Genomic DNA, 14981 nt, shown 5'->3' with positions numbered 1-14981 from the left:
CCAAAGAAAGGGCGTCCCTCGGGACGCCCTTTTTCGTTTTTGCCTAAGCCAACAGTAATGCTAACTTCTTTCGTATTGAGACATTGCAATTAGAAAGAGGTCATAAGATGCACTTTTCGGCGCGTTCAGTTTGTCTTGTCGCAGCAGTTGCTTTCTCATCTACTTCAGCGTCCTCAAAAGAAATTGCGGATAGGATCTATCTCGGAGGGCCCATTGTTACGATGGACGATACGGCTCCGTCCACCGAAGCTGTCGCAGTCAAAGATGGGCGCATTCTTGCGGTTGGTCCGCTGCCTGACTTGTCGGCGCATCAGGGCGAGGAAACCGAAACCTATGATCTGGAAGGGCGCGCGATGCTTCCGGGGTTCGTTGATAGCCACGGGCATGTCGTCATGGGGGGCTTGCAGGCACTGTCCGCTAACCTTCTTGCGCCACCGGACGGGGATGTCATTGATATCGCAAGTCTGCAATCCACACTGACTGACTGGGCTGAAGAGAATGCGCAGGCCGTTGAAAAGGTCCAAATGATCATTGGCTTCGGTTACGATAATGCTCAATTGAAGGAACTCCGTCACCCGACACGACAAGAGCTGGACATGGTGTCTGAGGACTTGCCCGTTGTCATTATTCATCAGTCTGGGCACCTAGGCGTGGCAAACTCAAAAGCGCTGGAGTTGGCAGGTATCACGGCGGCGTCTGAAGCACCTCCGGGCGGGGTGATCCAACGCGATGAAGCCGGTGAACCAAATGGTGTTCTGGAAGAATACGCGTTCTTTTCGGTTCTCGTGCCGATGTTGGGGAATTTGGGTGAGGAAGGTCTTGCCGAATTTGCCCGAGCTGGAACCGAACTCTGGGCAAAGTTTGGATATACGACCGGACAAGAAGGTCGATCTTCAGGTGAAATCGTCGAAGTTCTTAAGAAAGTTGCCGCCGAAGAAGGGCTACCTATCGACGTTGTAGCGTTTCCGGATGTTCTCGAGTCGAGAGAGTATATTGGAGCGAACACCTCGACGGATTATGACAACCGGGTTCGGGTAGGAGGCTGCAAATTGACAATCGACGGTTCGCCGCAGGGCTTCACGGCTTTGCGGGATCGACCATACTATGATCCGGTTGGAAACTATGCCGCGGGGTACGCAGGGTACGCGGCGATAACGATGGAACAACTCCAGGACGCCGTGAACTGGTGTTACGAGAATGATTTCCAGATCCTTGTGCATTCCAACGGCGAAGGAGCATCTGACATGCTGATTGCTGCGCTCGAAGAGGCGCAGATCAAGTATGGCGACCCTGGCAACCGCCCGGTTTTGGTTCACGGTCAGTTTCTGCGAGAGGATCAAGTTGCCAGTTTTAAGCGCCTTGGTGTGTTTCCGTCGCTATTCCCGATGCATACGTTCTATTGGGGCGATTGGCACCGAGATCATACTGTTGGGCCGGTCAACGCAGACAATATCTCACCCACAGGATGGCTACGAGAACGTGACATGATGTTCGGCACGCATCACGATGCGCCGGTGGCCTTTCCAGATAGCATGCGTGTTCTTGCGGCTACGGTCACGCGTCGCACGCGGTCAGGTGACATTCTGGGGCCGCATCAGCGGGTAGATGTCATGACCGCATTGAAGGCGATGACCATCTGGCCTGCCTGGCAACACTTTGAGGAAGATGAGAAGGGCTCGATTGAGGTCGGCAAAGTGGCAGATTTTGTGATCCTGTCGGATGATCCCACGGCAGTCGATCCGGAGACTCTGGCTGAACTTGAGGTGCTGGTGACTGTCAAAGGGGATGAGGTTGTCTATGAAGCTGAGGAAGGCGTCAGAGAGGGCAATTTGCAATTCTCGCCATTTTTAAATGACCCTGTGATTGCTCATCTCTTTTTGCACGCCGTGTATCAGGGCATGAAGGTTGAAGACCCTTGGTTAGTGAGGAATTAGGTTAAGTTTTGATTGAAACAGACTGAAAATGGAGCCGAGGTGGACATGCGTATCGTTCGGCGTTGAGCTGATGGCACCGAACGCGATGGAAACAGTCTGCGCTTCGCGGTCCGGGAGGGCAGCTGCACCGTTGGCGCCGGTGTAGTATCGAAAATCATCGAGAAAGGCGCGCTTGTCGCGCCTGGTTGCGGCAGGCGATTTTCCATGGAAAAATCTGCCGAGAGCAACTCGGCTGAACTAAAGAAAGCCGACCCATACCGGGGCGGACTTTTTCTTATTGTAGCTCTTCAACTGAGATTTCGCCCAAAAACAATTAAACTGATAGTACTTGGAAACACGACCCAAAATGTAACTGCTGCCGCCAAGGCTGGCGCAAAAAGTACAACTACTATCATCCAACCGGGTGCTTGTATTAGGCCAAACCAAGCTCCTGACAGCGCAAAGAACAGAAAAGTCAAAATCAATACAACTCCTCCAATTTTCTTTGCACAGTTTAAAACTTCTTGAGGATCTGACTTTGCCTCGTATCGCTTGAAATAGAGCATTGCTGCCAAAGATGCCCCGATCGCAAACGGTAGCAACAACAGTGAAATCTGAGCAATGGCCCCGATAATGCCAAAGCGTCCGAAAGGCACTCCACGGGGTATGCTCATTAAATCATGGGAAAAAATGGAAATGAGATGAGATACCGCGATGCCGGGTATGAAAAACAGCCAAAACTGCCAGAATGACCTTGCCATTGACTCTCTCCGCATTTGAATAGCCACTCGCTTTGAATAGTGGTTATGAGGTCGCTTCGAGAAAAGGCAGGTAATACCCCCTTGCCAAACCCCACCAACCCCACTAATACGCGCGAGTTCTCATCAAGAACATCAAGGCGGGGTGATTCCCGCCTTTTGGGTTCGAAGAGGGTTGGCGATGCGCGTCTGTCCTCCTCTCAACCTCAACGCCTGATAAAAGGCTGTTAATATGCAAAGCCAAAACATCCGTATTCGGCTGAAGGCATTTGACTATCGCGTTCTGGATGCCAGCACGCAAGAGATCGTCAACACTGCCAAGCGGACCGGCGCGAACGTGCGCGGCCCGATCCCGCTGCCGAACAAGATTGAGAAGTTCACGGTTCTCCGTGGCCCTCACGTTGACAAGAAATCCCGCGACCAGTTCGAGATCCGTACGCACAAGCGTCTGCTCGACATCGTTGATCCGACCCCCCAGACTGTTGACGCGCTGATGAAGCTCGACCTCGCTGCTGGTGTGGACGTCGAGATCAAGCTGCAGTCGTAAGATCGGAGGGTATAGATTATGCGCTCTGGTATTATCGCAAAAAAAGTTGGCATGACCCGCCTGTTCATGGAAGACGGCAAGCAGATCCCTGTGACCGTTCTTCACCTGGACAACCTGCAGGTTGTTGCACAGCGTACCGCTGACAAAGACGGCTACACCGCCGTTCAGCTGGGCGCCGGTGCTGCCAAGGCAAAACGCACCTCGAAGGCCATGCGCGGTCACTACGCCGCTGCCAAGGTCGAGCCCAAGCGTAAGCTGGCTGAGTTCCGCGTCTCCGAAGACGGCCTGATTGATGTGGGCGCCGAGATTTCGGCAGAACACTTCCTGGAAGGTCAGAAAGTTGACGTTTCGGGTACCTCGATCGGTAAAGGCTTTGCCGGTGCAATGAAGCGCCACAACTTCGGTGGTCTGCGCGCCTCGCACGGTGTTTCGATCAGCCACCGTTCGCACGGTTCGACCGGTCAGTGTCAGGACCCGGGCAAGGTGTTCAAAGGCAAGAAGATGGCCGGTCACATGGGTGCTGCCCGTGTAACCACCCAGAATCTGGAAGTCGTCAAAACCGACGCCGACCGTGGTCTGGTCTTCATCAAAGGCGCCGTTCCCGGACCGAAATCGGGCTGGGTCACCGTCAAGGACGCCGTCAAGAAGAAAGCACCGGAAGGCCTGCCTTTCCCGGCTGCTGTGAAATCGGCTGCAACCGAAGCACCTGCGGAAGAAGCTCCCGCGGAAGGTGGTGAAGCATGAAACTTGATGTAATCAAACTGGACGGCGGCAAAGCCGGCAACATCGAGCTGGATGCGGACCTGTTCGGCCTGGAGCCGCGCGCGGACATCCTGCACCGTGTGGTCCGTTGGCAGCGCAACAACGCGCAGGCCGGCACCCACAAGGTGAAGACCCGCTCGGAAACCAGCTACTCGACCAAGAAGATCTATCGCCAGAAGGGCACCGGTGGCGCACGCCATGGTGACCGCAACGCGCCGATCTTCCGCAAGGGTGGTATCTACAAGGGCCCGACCCCTCGTTCGCACGGCCACGACCTGCCGAAAAAGTTCCGCAAGCTTGGCCTGCGCCACGCTCTGTCGGCTAAAGCCAAAGCAGGTGAACTGGTTGTGATCGAGAACGCCGAAGCCGAAGGCAAGACCGCCGCACTGGCCAAACAGGTTGCAAACCTGGGCTGGAAACGCGCTCTGGTCATCGACGGCGCGACCGTGAACGAAGGTTTCCTGAAGGCGTCGCGCAACATCGAAGGTCTGGATATCCTGCCGTCGATGGGTGCAAACGTTTATGACATCCTCAAGCGTGACACTCTGGTGCTCACCAAAGCGGCTGTCGAAGCACTGGAGGCTCGACTGAAATGAGCGCGAAGGCAGAACACTACGACGTGATCCGCAAGCCGATCATCACCGAAAAGTCGACCATGGCATCTGAGAATGGCGCGGTTGTCTTTGAAGTGGCGATCGACAGCAACAAGCCGCAGATCAAAGAGGCCGTGGAGGCGCTGTTTGGTGTGAAGGTCAAAGCGGTGAACACCACCGTGACCAAAGGCAAGGTCAAGCGGTTCCGTGGCCAGCTGGGCCGTCGGAAAGACGTCAAAAAAGCATATGTGACCCTGGAAGAGGGTAACACCATCGACGTTTCCACCGGTCTCTGATCGGACCCGTCTTTGGGATGAGATTAAGGCCCCCGCGAAAGCGGGGGTTTTTCTTTTGCCAGTTCAGAAGCATGTTGATCCGGAGATTTGAGCAAGTCTGCACCGCAGTCGTTTACTGAATCGACAGATCGATATTGTACCCAACTGTTTTACCGGCGTCCCGGTCATTGCCCATAAGGTATACACGGATTGTATAGTCTCCGCTTTCGGGCAGATCGATTGTGGTGGTATTGCCGTTGATGGATCCATTGTAGATCGCGGCACCATCGCTGTCAGGGGGCAGGATGTTGTAGTAAATCGTGCCATTGCCGTTGGTATCGGCCACGTTCAGCTCGACAAACATTTTTTGGCCTGCATTGGCACCGAGTTTATAGTCGAAATACTCATCGCCAGTTATTGTACCGTTGACCATGGTTCCGTAGTTTCCGGGTGCAAACTTAACGTCTGCCACTCTTTGCGCCTGCACGGATGACCCGATTAGGGAAAGTGCAAAGACCAGTGGGAGTATCTTCTTCATGGTCGCGTCCTTTGAGCTATGGAAATCGTAGCGAAGCCTAGCATTGTGACAGGCTATGGCAAAATCTCAGGTCAATGGAGTTGGAGTTTAGATCAGGCAGGGTGAATGATGCCGGATTTGAGTGTCACTAAAGCAGCAAGATGGTCACGCGGTTTCGAGGCCGACCGGGCGGTCGGAAAGTCGCCGAAAAGCACATATGGGTCCGGAAAAGGGTGGTACAATCAATGTGAGCACCAGTCTTTGATCGGCTTTGCTGCACCAAAGCGTTTTTTTGTGTGTCTATTGCTGTGAATGCTCAAGACGTGTCTTTGCTGTTTTTGCCTCTGAACTATGGTCGCCGGGGATATCCAAGTTACATTGAAGATCATGCAGGATATCGACAAAACACGGGAAAATCTAAACAAGAAAACACCTCTGTTCCGACGTTTCCAGAGACTGTTTCAGAGAGCGGAAGTTAAGCATCCTGACACTGATCTTGCTTCGAATCCTGATGCTGTGCGCAAACAGGTGCTGACGCAGATGCGTGGGTTCAGTTCCGAGCCATATTTTCAGATTGCGGATGAGAAGCTGCGACTATTGTCGGTTTTTGATGATCTTAAATATGACCGGGCGGATGTGGACATGGTCTCTCCGGCGATGCGTAAGCACGTCGTTGGCAAGCTTGGGCCGCTGGGCTTTCAACAGACCTCCGGCACGGTGTTAGAGCATGCCGAGGCTGACATACGCGTGCACATCCCCAAGTTCCACGCCCTTGGCGCATCTCCTTTCGACATCGCGCGCTATACCCAAAAACGCCCACAGGATTATTGCCTGCTGACGCCCACGCAGGTGGCTTGTCAGTTCGTGGACAGCTATGAGTTGGACGATGCGGTGCAGCGGATTGAGGTGCTGATTGCGAAGCACCCGATCAACCTGCTCAAGCTTGCGGATTATCTGGAAGGCAAACCCAAGCACCGTGCCTTTCGCGAGGTGCTGGGCCATATCAAGCGCCAGCAACGCATTGCAGTGGAGTCCGAGCCGCTCTGCAGAAGGCGATCGTTAGGGTGAGAGTATCGCTACCCATCGGAGACGCGTCAAAAGCAGAGATGACCCTGGTAGAGAGCAACACATATCGGCCTGTCCAAATGTCCGTGATCGGAAACGCCTCTAAAAAGAGGTAAAGGTCCTGCACATGTGGGGCCTCTTCTTAAGCTGCGACCCAGAAATTTGAGCGCCAAACAATCTTGTTTTGCACAATTCGCTTGCTATGGCGGGCTGGTAGTCTATCCGGCTTTCAACAAGCAAAAGACATGGCAGGCGCATGACCGAAACCTCTCTCTCGACCCGGGAAAACCCGGATAAAACCGCCGCACGGGATTGGGTTTCGACGCTTGCCAAATACCGTGAGCCTAATCAGTGGCGCAGTTCCTTTGAGCTGGGTGTCAGTATTATCCCATTTTTTGTGCTTTGGGCGCTGTCCTGGATGGCGCTATCCGTCAGCTACTGGTTGGCATTTGCGATTGCGGTCCTGAATGCGGCGTTCCTGCTGCGCCTGTTTGCGATCCAGCATGATTGCGGGCACGGAGCGTTCTACAAGAACCGGACAGTCAGTGACTGGGTTGGACGGATTATCGGCGTGCTGACACTGACGCCCTACGATGTCTGGCGCCGCACGCATTCTACGCACCACAACAGCGCGGGCAATTTGGACAAACGGGGAATGGGCGATATCCACACGCTGACAGTGGCCGAGTACCAGTCCAAGACTGCCATGAACCGGTTCTGGTATCGCGTTTACCGAAATCCCATTACTCTGTTCGTGCTTGGCCCCGGTTATTTGTTCCTGTTCCAGAACCGCCTCCCGCTGGGTTTGACGGGCAGTGTGAGGTTCTGGGTCAGCGCGATGGGCACCAATGTTGCCATCCTGGCCGCTCTTCTGGCCGTCTACTACTTTGGCGGTATAATGCCGGTCTTGCTGATCTTTCTGCCATCAACCCTGATCGCTGCAACGGCCGGAGTGTGGCTGTTCTACGTACAGCACCAGTTCGAGGAAACGCATTGGGATTCGGACGACGATTGGCAACTGCATGAGGCGGCCCTTCACGGTAGCTCGCATTACATCCTGCCATCTGTGCTGCAGTGGTTCAGCGCCAATATCGGCATCCACCATGTGCACCATCTGTACAGCCGCATTCCGTTCTACCGCCTGACCGAGGTGCTGCGCGATCACGACGAACTGGCCAACAGCAATCAGATGACCATCCGCGAGAGCCTCGCCAACGCGCGACTGCATCTGTGGGATGAGAAGGACCGCCGCCTGCTGTCCTTCGCCGAGGCCCGCGCGCTTTATGGGTGAAGGGGCAAACCGTCCCTGATCTGAACCGCCCGAGCAACGCGATGAGCCGCGCCATCGACTGCCCGTGGGATGGCGCTGTAACGTCTGTACAGCGCGCTTTATGATGCCAAATACATCCGACCTTATAGCGAGGAGCAAACGTCCCCAAAGCGCCAGCCCGCTGGGACGGGCAGTCGCTGGCGCGGCGGCCTTCGGCCTTGTCCCGCGCTTTGGAGCGCAAGCGGGAAGACATCAAAAAGGAATATGTGACCCTGGAAGAGGGCAACACCATCGACGTGTCCACCGGTCTCTGATCGGACCCGGCTATGGCCAGAAAAATGGCCCCGGCGAAAGCGGTTTTTTGTTGTTACCGCTATGAAAGCACTTGTTCTCCATATACGTGAGCGATTTAACGGTGCTGCAATTTTCGCGCTACCGGTTTGAGGGAAAAATGAAAGTTTTTATAAGTTGGAGTGGTCAACGAAGCAAGGCTATGGCGGGCGCTTTGAAGGAGTGGTTGCCCCTGATCTTGCAATACGCACAGCCTTGGGTCTCAGACAAAGATATCGGTGCGGGGGATCGTTGGGCGCAGGCCATTGCTGGCGAACTAGAAAGCTCCAACTTTGGCATCCTTTGCATTACTCCGGAGAATTTAAACTCGGAGTGGATACTGTTCGAGGCTGGCGCGCTATCAAAGTCGATGCAAGACGCTAAGGTGATACCCCTTCTATTTGGTTTGGAGCTAAGCGATCTCAGCGGTCCACTATCGCAATTTCAAGCGATCAAAGTCGATGAGCAGGGCATGTTGGACGTTGCGAAATCAATAAATGAGGTGTCGGAGAATAAGGCCGCCGAAGCGACTATCGAGCAACTTGTCCCTGCTCTTTGGCCGCAATTAGAAGGGAAGCTTAGCGAAATTCCCAAAAAAGGTGCCGCAGAAAAACACATGCGACCCCAAACAGAGATTCTAGAAGATTTAGTTTCGCAGGTGCGTGGGCTTGGTTCCCGTATGAGAGAGGTTGATTCTGAGTTGGCGGAGCGAGCGTCTCGGACACCAATGCCGCGATTTTCCAGTGTTCATCCCGACGTCTTGAGCGAATTGCTTCACCGTGGGTCAGAGTACTTTGGTCCTGGTGGGAATTATCCGCTTGTCATGGCAGCGGGTTACATCAGAGGGCGGATGCCATGGATGGCGGAGGTGCTAATTGAAGCTCATCGAGAAATGTCGAATGCATCACCAAAACAGCTGCACGAAACAGCTTCGCAACTACACGAGTTTGTGGAGTTCTCTTTACACGGCCCGATGTCTGAGAAGTTGGTCGCTTCGACAAAATACCGGAGTGGTTTGGCTCAAGCCTTGCACGAAGCAATAGAAAGAGCCGTAGAAGCTTGTAAGCGAAAGAAAGAAGCATTGACCGCCGATTTGCTCAATTAAAGTTGGTGGGGACAGTTCTTGTCTTTGCTATAGACACCCACCCCCAACCCTGTTACACGCTCCCAATCTTGCGGCCTCGGATTCGTTCCGGGGCCTCTGATATTTGTAACCGGGGACCTTCGGGGCCCTATACCCTTGGCACCTACGGGGGCCTATCACATAGCGGGGAAACTCCCTGCACTTGCTAAACGGAAGACAGAAAGCATGGCACTCAAGTCGTACAAGCCGACGACGCCGGGCCAGCGCGGGCTGGTGCTGATCGACCGTTCGGAGCTTTGGAAAGGACGTCCGGTCAAGTCTCTCACAGAGGGTTTGACCAAATCGGGCGGCCGGAACAACACCGGACGGATCACTTCACGCCGCCGCGGCGGTGGCGCAAAGCGTCTCTACCGGATCGTTGACTTCAAACGGAATAAATTTGATGTCGCGGCAACCGTCGAGCGGATCGAATATGACCCGAACCGGACCGCATTCATCGCACTGGTAAAATACGAAGACGGCGAGCAGGCATATATCCTGGCTCCGCAGCGTCTGGCTGTTGGTGATAAAGTCGTGGCATCCGCCAAGGCCGACATCAAGCCGGGCAACGCAATGCCGTTCTCGGGCATGCCGATCGGTACCATCGTCCACAACATCGAGATGAAGCCTGGAAAAGGCGGTCAGATCGCGCGTGCGGCTGGTACTTACGCTCAGTTCGTTGGCCGCGATGGCGGCTACGCTCAGATCCGTCTGAGCTCGGGCGAGCTGCGCATGGTCCGTCAGGAATGCATGGCCACCGTTGGTGCCGTGTCCAACCCCGACAACTCGAACCAAAACCTCGGTAAAGCCGGTCGTATGCGCCACAAGGGCGTGCGTCCGTCGGTTCGTGGTGTTGCAATGAACCCGATCGATCACCCGCACGGTGGTGGTGAAGGTCGTACCTCGGGTGGCCGTACGCCGGTTACACCGTGGGGTAAGGACACCAAGGGTAAGCGTACCCGCAACAAGAACAAAGCGTCCCAGAAGCTGATCATCCGCTCGCGGCACGCCAAGAAGAAGGGACGTTAATCTATGTCTCGCTCTGTTTGGAAGGGTCCTTTCGTCGATGCTTACGTGCTGAAAAAAGCCGAAGCAGCGCGCGAGTCGGGCCGCAACGAAGTTATCAAAATCTGGTCGCGTCGTTCCACCATTCTGCCCCAGTTCGTGGGTCTGACCTTTGGTGTGTACAACGGCCAGAAGCATATTCCCGTAAACGTCTCGGAAGACATGATCGGTCAGAAGTTTGGTGAATACTCGCCAACTCGTACCTATTACGGTCACGCCGCTGACAAAAAAGCGAAGCGGAAGTAAGTCATGGGCAAGGAAAAGAACCCCCGCCGCGTGGCTGAAAACGAAGCAATGGCGAAAACTCGCATGCTTCGCACCAGCCCACAGAAACTGAACCTGGTTGCGCAAATGATCCGCGGCAAGAAAGTTGAGAAGGCTCTGACCGACCTGACTTTCTCGAACAAGCGTGTCGCGCAGGACGTCAAGAAGTGCCTGCAGTCTGCAATCGCCAACGCCGAGAACAACCACAACCTGGACGTCGACGAACTGATCGTCGCCGAAGCATGGGTTGGCAAGAACCTGGTCATGAAGCGCGGTCGTCCGCGTGCCCGTGGTCGGTTTGGTGCAATCATGAAGCCGTTCTCGGAGATCACCATCAAGGTGCGTCAAGTTGAGGAGCAAGCCTAATGGGACATAAAGTCAATCCGATCGGCATGCGCCTTCAGGTCAACCGCACCTGGGACAGCCGCTGGTACGCCGACACCAAGGACTACGGTGATCTTCTGCTGGAAGACCTCAAGATCCGTGAGTTCATCAACAAAGAGTGCAAGCAGGCCGGTGTTGCCCGTGTGATCATCGAACGTCCGCACAAGAAGTGCCGCGTTACGATCCACACAGCACGTCCCGGTGTCATCATCGGCAAGAAAGGTGCAGACATCGAAGTTCTGCGCAAAAAGCTTGCTCGTATGACCGACAGCGAACTGCACCTGAACATCGTCGAAGTGCGCAAGCCCGAGCTTGACGCGCAGCTGGTTGCCGAGTCCATCGCTCAGCAGCTGGAACGTCGCGTTTCGTTCCGTCGCGCAATGAAGCGCTCGGTTCAGAACGCCATGCGCATGGGCGCCCTGGGTATCCGGGTGAACGTCGCTGGTCGTCTGGGCGGTGCCGAAATCGCACGGACCGAGTGGTATCGCGAAGGCCGCGTGCCTCTGCACACCCTGCGTGCCGACATCGATTACGCACATGCCGAAGCGATGACTCCTTATGGGATCATCGGGATCAAGGTCTGGATCTTCAAAGGTGAGATCATGGAGCACGATCCGCAGGCACGTGACCGTAAAGCACAGGAACTCCAGGACGGCCCTGCACCTCGTGGTGCTGGTGGCGGTCGTCGCTAAGGAGGGAAAGATATGCTTCAACCAAAGCGTACAAAATTCCGCAAGATGCACAAAGGCCGGATCAAGGGTCTCGCCAAAGGCGGCTCTGATCTGAACTTTGGCACCTACGGCCTGAAAGCTCTTGAGCCTGAGCGTGTCACTGCACGTCAGATCGAGGCTGCACGTCGTGCCATGACGCGTCACATGAAGCGTCAGGGTCGTGTCTGGATCCGCATCTTCCCCGACACTCCGGTCACTGCAAAGCCGATCGAAGTTCGTATGGGTAAAGGTAAAGGTTCGGTCGACCGCTGGGCATGCAAAGTCAAGCCTGGCCGCGTGATGTTCGAGATCGACGGCGTCAATGACGATATCGCCCGCGAGGCCCTGCGCCTGGCTGCGATGAAGCTGCCGATCAAGACTCGCGTCGTGGTTCGCGAAGACTGGTAAGCGATCCGGGGCAACCCCGTTCGCTAATAGATTAGCCCCCGTCGGGAAACCGGCGGGGGTTTTCCATTTGAAACCCGCTCAGTCGATAACTACCTAATGCGCCGTCAATAAACGATTATTTTACGGTCGAGATTGCAAAGCATATGTCACCAGGAACAGTTTTGGCGGTAATAGTAGTTTTCGGGGTTTTGCCATTAGCTGCAATCGGCTTGAGTTACTTTGTTCGAAGCAAGGTTTTGAAACTATTTTTGCGTTATGGCGGTCTCTATTTTGGAATAGCGTTGAACTTGCATTTTCTTTTTGAAGCTGACTGCGCGACCGACAAGCTTTTGTACCATCGTTGCAGTACTATTCCGCAGACCATTGCTGAGATTTTTAGCTTTATGAACGTCCTTAACATGGTGGTTTATGTCTTCTGGGTGCCGCCCATCCTTGTGCTGCTCCTCCTGTGGGAGTTGAAGGTCCGAATGTTCAAGTGACTGAATGATGGTGGCAATGATGTTTTGCGACCAAAGAAGCGACGGGAATTTGTCTCTCGTAGTCAGAGGTCGATTTGGATAAGAACGCACCCATGCCACAGATTGAATCACTCTTCGTCACCCGTCTTTATCGCGCAGCCCTCTCTGAGTTCGATCCCAAGATCGACTCTGAAGAACTGGAAAGCTCATGCCTTGTCATCGCCGAAGATGATGAGGCCGGGCAGGAATGGTGTGAAGAGAACGGCTATCCCGGCTATACAAGCTACGCCTCACTGACCGATCTGCCCTGGCGGTTCCCGATCTTCGCCGATCTGGTCTCGGCGCTGGATCAGCATGTGGCGGCCTTTGCCAAAGATCTGGAGTTCGATCTGGGCGAGGGCGAGTTGAAGCTCGAGGATCTGTGGATCAACATTCTGCCCGAGGGCGGAATGCATTCCAGCCATCTACACCCGCACAGCGTGATTTCGGGGACGACCTATGTTGCAATGCCCGAAGGTGCCAGCGCACTGAAGCTGGAAGATCCACGCTCGGGACGCATGATGGCCGCACCGACGCGCCTCAAAGATGGGCGGCGAGATCTCCAACCGTTCATCTATATGAAGCCCAAGGTTGGCGATGTTCTGCTTTGGGAAAGTTGGCTTCGCCACGAAGTGCCTATGAACATGGCGGAAGAGGAGCGGATAAGTGTGAGTTTCAACTATCGTTGGGACTAAGCAGTTTGCAGCCGCCAGAAGCAGGCGGCCGCCTTGTTCGTGTTGATTGACGGCCCGGGTCAGATTTAGTGATAAATTAGGCTCCGAACTTTTGGCAGAAAGCCCTAATGCGCCTTTCCCGCTGAACGGAACCATTCCCGCACCGCAGGCAAGCGGCCTCGTGAGACCGGAATGTCGTCGCCGGATCGTGTTTTAACGACGTTTCCACGAAGTTCATCCGCTTCTTGGGCGGAAACCCAGAACGAGCGGTGTGTTTGTACGCCATGGCCTTCGCTGACCTGCATGACGAAGTCCTTCATGCGGGCGCGGTATTGTGATGTCTTCCCGTTCGTTCTGACGATAAGATAGTGCTCGGCGCTCTGAACAGTCAGTATACTGTCCAGCGGTAATGAACGGCCGTTGAGAATGACGAACTCCGGCTCACCCTCCGGCACGGTTTCCGCCAAGTCTTCGTCGTTGCGCTGTAGTGGAAGTAGCCAAAGCAGTCCCACCGTTTCTATTATGTGCCCGATCAACAGGTTGCGCAGATAGTCTGTCCAGACAAGTGGTTCACCTCGCTTTGGTACGAGGTCCCCAAATACCAATGGGAAACACGTTGCGAAAACGGACAGACCAACAATAAGGGGGCCGGTTGCAACAATAAGCGGTAGTGGTATCTGCAGACTTCGCCGCCACAGTCTGTTCACAGCTGAGGCCCAATGCGGAATGATAATCAGATAGAGCAATACGGAGACGCCCCAGTAGAACAGCCGCGACGAGTATTCCGGAAGGGACGGAAACAGCGTCGGATTCGCAAGGGCGATAATGATTAGGCTAACAATAAGAAAAGCTTTAACTCTTCTGCCGCGAACAAGGTCACGTAATTCACGTTGCGTGAAACGCACCACCTGTCCGTTCGTTAACAATATCTGATATTCACGACTATCGGCTTCTTGCATGGGTCACTACGCGGTACTGATTTAATTGTTATTGAGTTCCCTACTCGTGCAAGCTGGCAATTTCGACCATAGCTAATGCGAAGGGGGGTGCGGGAACGGACTCGCAGATAGTGACAAGTGAACTGAACCAAAACCCTCCGTCGAATTGTCGACGGGGGGAATTTTTTGCCAAGATTGGCAAAGATGAAAATCTAAGAACTTTCCCTTGCCACCCACCCCCTAAACCCTTATACGGCGGCATCCTGCGTTCCCCCGGCTGAGTCGGGGGATTCGTATGTCTATCATTCATCCACCAGGTCGAAGGTGACCCGTGTACGGGGCCTTCTGGTGTTTTGAGCAAAGGAAAAAGGCGATGAACGCCCAAGAACTGCGTGACAAGACCCCGGACCAGCTCCGCGAGGAACTGGCCAACCTGAAGAAAGAAAGCTTTAACCTGCGCTTTCAACAGGCAACCGGTCAGCTGGAAAACACAGCCGGCATTAAAGCGGCCCGCCGCAATGCTGCCCGTGTCAAAACCATTCTGAACGAAAAGGCCGCTGCCGCGGCATCCGAGGAGTAATCAGATGCCCAAGCGTATCCTGCAAGGCACCGTGACCAGCGACGCCAACGAACAGACCGTAACCGTATCCGTCGAGCGCCGCTTTACGCATCCGGTTCTGAAGAAAACCATCCGTAAGTCCAAAAAATACCGGGCTCACGATGAAAAGAACGCCTTCAAGGTCGGTGACACCGTACGCATCATCGAATGCGCGCCGAAATCGAAGACGAAACGTTGGGAAGTTCTGGAAGCGTAAGCCTCCGGGATTTTCCCATTTGTCGAAACCCTGGGGGATCTAACGAGACCAGCCCCCACAGGTCGGGAGAAAC

Annotated in this window: 20 protein-coding genes and 1 pseudogene; 18 read left to right on the top strand and 3 right to left on the bottom strand. The window is 54.5% G+C overall.

The window, feature by feature from the left end; genetic code table 11:
- The first annotated feature begins 221 nt into the window (after positions 1-221).
- Positions 222-1934: an amidohydrolase gene (locus tag GOX61_RS13355; protein WP_254436856.1), complete on the top strand. Its 1713-nt coding sequence runs from the start codon at positions 222-224 to the stop codon at positions 1932-1934.
- A 287-nt stretch (positions 1935-2221) separates the two neighbouring features.
- Here GOX61_RS13355 and GOX61_RS13350 read toward each other — a convergent pair whose 3' ends face one another.
- Positions 2222-2674: a hypothetical protein gene (locus GOX61_RS13350; protein WP_170334384.1), complete on the bottom strand. Its 453-nt coding sequence runs from the start codon at positions 2672-2674 to the stop codon at positions 2222-2224.
- A 229-nt stretch (positions 2675-2903) separates the two neighbouring features.
- Here GOX61_RS13350 and rpsJ point away from each other — a divergent pair, with 229 nt between their 5' ends.
- From rpsJ to GOX61_RS13330, 4 genes are read left to right on the top strand one after another with little or no spacing between them, the layout of a single operon-like run.
- On the top strand, positions 2904-3218 hold the full coding sequence (rpsJ, locus tag GOX61_RS13345; protein ID WP_008756422.1) for a 30S ribosomal protein S10: 315 nt from the start codon (positions 2904-2906) through the stop codon (positions 3216-3218).
- 18 nt (positions 3219-3236) lie between these two features.
- Entirely contained in the window at positions 3237-3962 is a 726-nt protein-coding gene (gene rplC / locus GOX61_RS13340) for a 50S ribosomal protein L3 (RefSeq protein ID WP_170334115.1), read from the top strand.
- Entirely contained in the window at positions 3959-4576 is a 618-nt protein-coding gene (gene rplD, locus GOX61_RS13335) for a 50S ribosomal protein L4 (protein ID WP_170334382.1), read from the top strand. The genes rplC and rplD overlap by 4 nt, the downstream gene beginning before the upstream one ends.
- Complete coding sequence (locus GOX61_RS13330; RefSeq protein WP_008757532.1) at positions 4573-4869, top strand: 50S ribosomal protein L23; 297 nt, start codon at positions 4573-4575, stop codon at positions 4867-4869. Before rplD ends, GOX61_RS13330 begins: the two co-directional genes overlap by 4 nt.
- 112 nt (positions 4870-4981) lie before the next feature.
- Here the strand turns inward: GOX61_RS13330 and GOX61_RS13325 are convergent, their stop codons facing one another.
- A complete protein-coding gene (locus GOX61_RS13325) occupies positions 4982-5386 on the bottom strand; it encodes a hypothetical protein (RefSeq protein WP_170334380.1) in 405 nt (134 codons plus the stop codon).
- A 366-nt stretch (positions 5387-5752) separates the two neighbouring features.
- On the opposite strand from GOX61_RS13325, the gene GOX61_RS13320 reads away from it, so the two are divergent.
- The 11 genes and pseudogenes from GOX61_RS13320 (at position 5753) to GOX61_RS13270 (ending at position 13176) form a co-directional block, all read left to right on the top strand.
- Complete coding sequence (locus tag GOX61_RS13320) at positions 5753-6433, top strand: hypothetical protein (RefSeq protein WP_170334378.1); 681 nt, start codon at positions 5753-5755, stop codon at positions 6431-6433.
- A gap of 253 nt (positions 6434-6686) precedes the next feature.
- Positions 6687-7721 carry a fatty acid desaturase gene (locus GOX61_RS13315; RefSeq protein ID WP_170334376.1) on the top strand — a complete coding sequence of 345 codons (1035 nt, stop codon included), beginning with the start codon at positions 6687-6689 and terminating at the stop codon, positions 7719-7721.
- A 218-nt stretch (positions 7722-7939) separates the two neighbouring features.
- A pseudogene (locus GOX61_RS13310) lies at positions 7940-8014 on the top strand (50S ribosomal protein L23); the annotation flags it as partial.
- An 86-nt stretch (positions 8015-8100) separates the two neighbouring features.
- Positions 8101-9135 carry a toll/interleukin-1 receptor domain-containing protein gene (locus GOX61_RS13305; RefSeq protein WP_170334374.1) on the top strand — a complete coding sequence of 345 codons (1035 nt, stop codon included), beginning with the start codon at positions 8101-8103 and terminating at the stop codon, positions 9133-9135.
- Between the two features lie 204 nt (positions 9136-9339).
- Positions 9340-10182 (top strand): 50S ribosomal protein L2, encoded by an 843-nt coding sequence (gene rplB / locus GOX61_RS13300; RefSeq protein WP_008757664.1) that lies wholly within the window; start codon positions 9340-9342, stop codon positions 10180-10182.
- Positions 10183-10185: 3 nt separating this feature from the next.
- A complete protein-coding gene (gene rpsS, locus GOX61_RS13295) occupies positions 10186-10464 on the top strand; it encodes a 30S ribosomal protein S19 (protein WP_005980699.1) in 279 nt (92 codons plus the stop codon).
- Between the two features lie 3 nt (positions 10465-10467).
- On the top strand, positions 10468-10848 hold the full coding sequence (rplV, locus tag GOX61_RS13290) for a 50S ribosomal protein L22 (RefSeq protein ID WP_155148675.1): 381 nt from the start codon (positions 10468-10470) through the stop codon (positions 10846-10848).
- Positions 10848-11558, top strand: a complete 711-nt coding sequence (rpsC, locus tag GOX61_RS13285) for a 30S ribosomal protein S3 (RefSeq protein WP_008758042.1) — start codon at positions 10848-10850, stop codon at positions 11556-11558. The genes rplV and rpsC overlap by 1 nt, the downstream gene beginning before the upstream one ends.
- 12 nt (positions 11559-11570) lie before the next feature.
- Positions 11571-11984, top strand: a complete 414-nt coding sequence (gene rplP / locus GOX61_RS13280) for a 50S ribosomal protein L16 (protein WP_058283513.1) — start codon at positions 11571-11573, stop codon at positions 11982-11984.
- A gap of 143 nt (positions 11985-12127) precedes the next feature.
- Positions 12128-12463 (top strand): hypothetical protein, encoded by a 336-nt coding sequence (locus tag GOX61_RS13275; protein ID WP_170334372.1) that lies wholly within the window; start codon positions 12128-12130, stop codon positions 12461-12463.
- A gap of 92 nt (positions 12464-12555) precedes the next feature.
- Positions 12556-13176, top strand: coding sequence for a 2OG-Fe(II) oxygenase family protein (locus tag GOX61_RS13270; protein WP_170334370.1), 621 nt, complete (start codon positions 12556-12558; stop codon positions 13174-13176).
- Between the two features lie 104 nt (positions 13177-13280).
- Here GOX61_RS13270 and GOX61_RS13265 read toward each other — a convergent pair whose 3' ends face one another.
- The gene (locus GOX61_RS13265) at positions 13281-14114 is read right to left on the bottom strand and encodes a LytTR family DNA-binding domain-containing protein (protein ID WP_170334368.1); all 834 of its coding nucleotides are present in this window, start codon (positions 14112-14114) and stop codon (positions 13281-13283) included.
- 352 nt (positions 14115-14466) lie between these two features.
- Between GOX61_RS13265 and rpmC the strand changes: the two genes are divergently transcribed.
- The gene (gene rpmC, locus GOX61_RS13260; RefSeq protein WP_010437082.1) at positions 14467-14673 is read left to right on the top strand and encodes a 50S ribosomal protein L29; all 207 of its coding nucleotides are present in this window, start codon (positions 14467-14469) and stop codon (positions 14671-14673) included.
- Between the two features lie 4 nt (positions 14674-14677).
- On the top strand, positions 14678-14908 hold the full coding sequence (gene rpsQ / locus GOX61_RS13255) for a 30S ribosomal protein S17 (protein WP_068340771.1): 231 nt from the start codon (positions 14678-14680) through the stop codon (positions 14906-14908).
- The last annotated feature ends 73 nt before the right edge of the window (positions 14909-14981 follow it).

This window comes from Ruegeria arenilitoris (genome assembly GCF_013030265.1).
Classification (GTDB): Bacteria; Pseudomonadota; Alphaproteobacteria; order Rhodobacterales; family Rhodobacteraceae; genus Ruegeria; species Ruegeria arenilitoris_E.
Note: the sequence above shows the minus strand (reverse complement) of the source record. Positions and strands in the feature narration are given on the sequence as shown.

What these genes read in the sequence shown, in the direction of transcription:
- GOX61_RS13355 (WP_254436856.1), top strand. Translation starts at nt 222, where the DNA reads ATGGACGATACGGCTCCGTCCACCGAAGCTGTCGCAGTCAAAGATGGG.
- GOX61_RS13350 (WP_170334384.1), bottom strand. Translation starts at nt 2,674, where the DNA reads ATGGCAAGGTCATTCTGGCAGTTTTGGCTGTTTTTCATACCCGGCATC.
- rpsJ (WP_008756422.1), top strand. Translation starts at nt 2,904, where the DNA reads ATGCAAAGCCAAAACATCCGTATTCGGCTGAAGGCATTTGACTATCGC.
- rplC (WP_170334115.1), top strand. Translation starts at nt 3,237, where the DNA reads ATGCGCTCTGGTATTATCGCAAAAAAAGTTGGCATGACCCGCCTGTTC.
- rplD (WP_170334382.1), top strand. Translation starts at nt 3,959, where the DNA reads ATGAAACTTGATGTAATCAAACTGGACGGCGGCAAAGCCGGCAACATC.
- GOX61_RS13330 (WP_008757532.1), top strand. Translation starts at nt 4,573, where the DNA reads ATGAGCGCGAAGGCAGAACACTACGACGTGATCCGCAAGCCGATCATC.
- GOX61_RS13325 (WP_170334380.1), bottom strand. Translation starts at nt 5,386, where the DNA reads ATGAAGAAGATACTCCCACTGGTCTTTGCACTTTCCCTAATCGGGTCA.
- GOX61_RS13320 (WP_170334378.1), top strand. Translation starts at nt 5,753, where the DNA reads ATGCAGGATATCGACAAAACACGGGAAAATCTAAACAAGAAAACACCT.
- GOX61_RS13315 (WP_170334376.1), top strand. Translation starts at nt 6,687, where the DNA reads ATGACCGAAACCTCTCTCTCGACCCGGGAAAACCCGGATAAAACCGCC.
- rplB (WP_008757664.1), top strand. Translation starts at nt 9,340, where the DNA reads ATGGCACTCAAGTCGTACAAGCCGACGACGCCGGGCCAGCGCGGGCTG.
- rpsS (WP_005980699.1), top strand. Translation starts at nt 10,186, where the DNA reads ATGTCTCGCTCTGTTTGGAAGGGTCCTTTCGTCGATGCTTACGTGCTG.
- rplV (WP_155148675.1), top strand. Translation starts at nt 10,468, where the DNA reads ATGGGCAAGGAAAAGAACCCCCGCCGCGTGGCTGAAAACGAAGCAATG.
- rpsC (WP_008758042.1), top strand. Translation starts at nt 10,848, where the DNA reads ATGGGACATAAAGTCAATCCGATCGGCATGCGCCTTCAGGTCAACCGC.
- rplP (WP_058283513.1), top strand. Translation starts at nt 11,571, where the DNA reads ATGCTTCAACCAAAGCGTACAAAATTCCGCAAGATGCACAAAGGCCGG.
- GOX61_RS13275 (WP_170334372.1), top strand. Translation starts at nt 12,128, where the DNA reads ATGTCACCAGGAACAGTTTTGGCGGTAATAGTAGTTTTCGGGGTTTTG.
- GOX61_RS13270 (WP_170334370.1), top strand. Translation starts at nt 12,556, where the DNA reads ATGCCACAGATTGAATCACTCTTCGTCACCCGTCTTTATCGCGCAGCC.
- GOX61_RS13265 (WP_170334368.1), bottom strand. Translation starts at nt 14,114, where the DNA reads ATGCAAGAAGCCGATAGTCGTGAATATCAGATATTGTTAACGAACGGA.
- rpmC (WP_010437082.1), top strand. Translation starts at nt 14,467, where the DNA reads ATGAACGCCCAAGAACTGCGTGACAAGACCCCGGACCAGCTCCGCGAG.
- rpsQ (WP_068340771.1), top strand. Translation starts at nt 14,678, where the DNA reads ATGCCCAAGCGTATCCTGCAAGGCACCGTGACCAGCGACGCCAACGAA.